This window comes from Streptomyces sp. NPDC104202, from assembly GCF_055584185.1.
The window spans coordinates 1-2,606 of sequence record NZ_JBVJMN010000137.1 but is presented as its reverse complement, the minus strand read 5'-3'; the positions used below and the strand labels follow the sequence as shown (position 1 = coordinate 2,606).

The following is a 2,606-nucleotide window of genomic DNA, read 5'->3' as shown; positions in this document are numbered from 1 at the left end:
TTTCTCCCCCGCGGTTTTCTTTGGGGGGGGGCTGGCGGGCGGACCAAGACGACAAATGGAAGGAGGGCGGGAGAGGGAGCGACAACAAACAAAACCCCCCCCCCCCCCCCCCCCCCCCCCCCCCCCCCCCCCCCCCACCGGCTTTCCCGCTCCCCCGTGACGGCAGGTGCGCGGCCCCGTTCCGCAGCCCCGTGCCGGCGGTGCCGGAGCCGCGCCCCTTCCGTGGACTCCACTCTTCCGTCCGCGGGGCCTCCGGCCCATCCGTGTCCCTACTCATCTCGCCCTCTAGGTACGCGTACTCAGTCCTGGTTACGATCACGGGCGTGTCGGTACTCCCTCTGGTGTTCACCAGCGGCTGGGCGAGCGGGATCAACGCGTACGCGGTGGTCCTGCTGTTCGGCCTCTTCGGCGCGGCCGGGCTGACCGACGAGGTCCCCGAGTCGCTGCAGCGCACCGATGTCCTCGTCGTCGCGGGCGTGCTGTTCCTGTGCGAGGCGGTGGCGGACAAGATCCCGTACGTCGACTCGATATGGGACTCCGTCCACACCGTGATCCGGCCGATCGCGGGGGCCGTCGTCGGCGCCCTGCTGGCCGGGCAGAACGGTTCGCTGCCCGAGCTGGCGGCCGGCGCGGTGGGCGGCTCGACGGCGCTCCTGAGCCACTTCGTCAAGGCGGGGACGAGGATGGCGGTCAACACCTCGCCGGAGCCGTTCTCCAACGTCGCGCTGAGCCTGGCGGAGGACCTGGCGGTGGCGGGGATCGTCACCTTCGCGCTCTTCCATCCGGTGACGGCCGCGGTCATCGCGGGCGTGCTGCTCCTGCTCGGGCTGGCGACGGTCGTCTTCCTGGCCCAGCGCATCCGCCGCTTCCTGCGCCGCAGGTCGCAGCGGCGCGAGGAGCGGCGGCTCGCCGGGGCCGGGGCCCGCCCCCGGTTCCGTCCGCCGCGCGACGACGACGGGTCGGCGCACTTCTGACGGCCTGGGGCCGGGAGGCCGACCGGGCTTCGGCCGGTGTCCGACGGGCCGGATAGGCTCGCCGACATGGCACGGATTGTGGTGATCGGCGCGGGACTCGGCGCCATGGCGACGGCGGCCCGGCTGGCCGTGGCGGGTCACGGGGTGACGGTGTACGAGCGGGGGGCGACGTACGGCGGCGCGGTCGGGCGGTACGCGCGCGACGGGTTCGCCTTCGACACCGGGCCGGGCCTGCTGCACCTGCCCGCGGTCTACCGCGACCTGTTCGTGAAGACGGGCAGGAAGCCGCTGGAGGAGTGCGTCGCGCTGACGCAGGTGGATCCGGCGAGCCGGCACGTCTTCGCCGACGGCACCCGCGTCGACCTGCCGAACGCCTCCCGGGCGGGCGCGGTCTCGGCCCTGGACGCGGCGCTCGGCGCGGGCGCCGGCGAGCGGTGGGGCGACTTCCTGGTGCGGGCCCGCGATGCCTGGGACCGGACCCGCCGCCCGCTCCTGGAGGAGCCGCAGCCGGACGACCCGTCGCCGCTCGGCCGCGAGCCGTACCCGGCGCTCAGGGCGGGACTGCTGCGGCGCCCGACGACGACGCTCGCCCAGGTCGGCGCGCGGGAGCTGCGCGACCCCCGGCTCGCCGCCCTGCTGGACGCGTACGCGTGGTCGTACGGCTTCGACCCGGCCACAGCCCCGGCCTCGGCCGTGGTCCTGCCGTACATGGAGCAGACCTTCGGCAGCTGGTACGTGGGCGGCGGCCTGCGGGCGCTGGCGGACGCGGTGTACGAGCGGTGCCGCGAGCGGCGGGTGGAGTTCGTCTTCGACGCGCCCGTGGAGGACGTCCTGGAGAAGGACGGCCGGGCGGTCGGCGTGCGGCTGGCCGACGGCACGGACGTCGGGGCCGACCACGTCGTCTCCGGCGCCCCCGTGCCCTCGCTCTACCGCGACCACGTCGTGGCGTGGGAGCGGCAGGACGACCGGCCGCACCACCAGGCGACGGGGACGAGCCGGGTGACGGTCTGTCTGGCCCTGCGCGGTCCCCGGGAGGCGGGCGCGGTCCACCGGACCGTCGTGCACGCGGAGGGCGGGCGCCCGACCGTGACCGTGCTGCGGCCGGACGACCCGGCGCTGCGGCCGGACGCCGGCCACGAGTCGGTGACCGTGACGGCGACCGTGCGCACCGACCGGGAGCCGGGCGGGGAGGCGTTCGCCGACCGGATGGCCGAGGCCGCGGGCCGGGCCGTCCCGGGGCTCGCGGAGCGGCTGCTGTGGCGGCACGTGCGGACGCCGGAGGACGTCCGGCGGGAGACCGGGTCCGCCGAGGTGCCGGGGCCCGCGCTGGCCGGCGCCGGGGGGCTGCTGCTGCCGGCCGCCAACCGCTCGCCGCTGCCGGGGCTGTGGTTCGCCGGCGGTTGGTCCCACCCGGGCGGCGGTCTCGCCCACGCGGGCATGTCCGGCGCCCTGGTGGCGGGTCTGATCGTGGAGGGCGACGGCTTCCGCGGCTCCCGGTGAGGCGTCGGGGGGGCCCCCCCGGGGCCCCCCCCCCCCCCCCCCCCCCCCCCCCCCCCCCCCCCCCCCCCCCGAAAAAAAAACCCCCCCCCCCCCCCCCCCACCCCCCCCTCCTCCCCCAACTTCTTCCTCTCC

2 protein-coding genes are annotated in these 2,606 nt (G+C 76.6%); both read left to right on the top strand.

Annotated elements, in window-relative coordinates:
• The first annotated feature begins 323 nt into the window (after positions 1-323).
• A complete protein-coding gene (locus ACZ60W_RS37215; RefSeq protein WP_469759833.1) occupies positions 324-974 on the top strand; it encodes a DUF4126 domain-containing protein in 651 nt (216 codons plus the stop codon).
• 66 nt (positions 975-1,040) lie between these two features.
• Positions 1,041-2,474 carry a phytoene desaturase family protein gene (locus ACZ60W_RS37210; protein ID WP_469759832.1) on the top strand — a complete coding sequence of 478 codons (1,434 nt, stop codon included), beginning with the start codon at positions 1,041-1,043 and terminating at the stop codon, positions 2,472-2,474.
• Positions 2,475-2,606: the final 132 nt, after the last annotated feature.

Excerpts from the sequence above, each read along its gene's own strand:
- ACZ60W_RS37210 (WP_469759832.1), top strand. The coding sequence starts at position 1,041 with ATGGCACGGATTGTGGTGATCGGCGCGGGACTCGGCGCCATGGCGACG.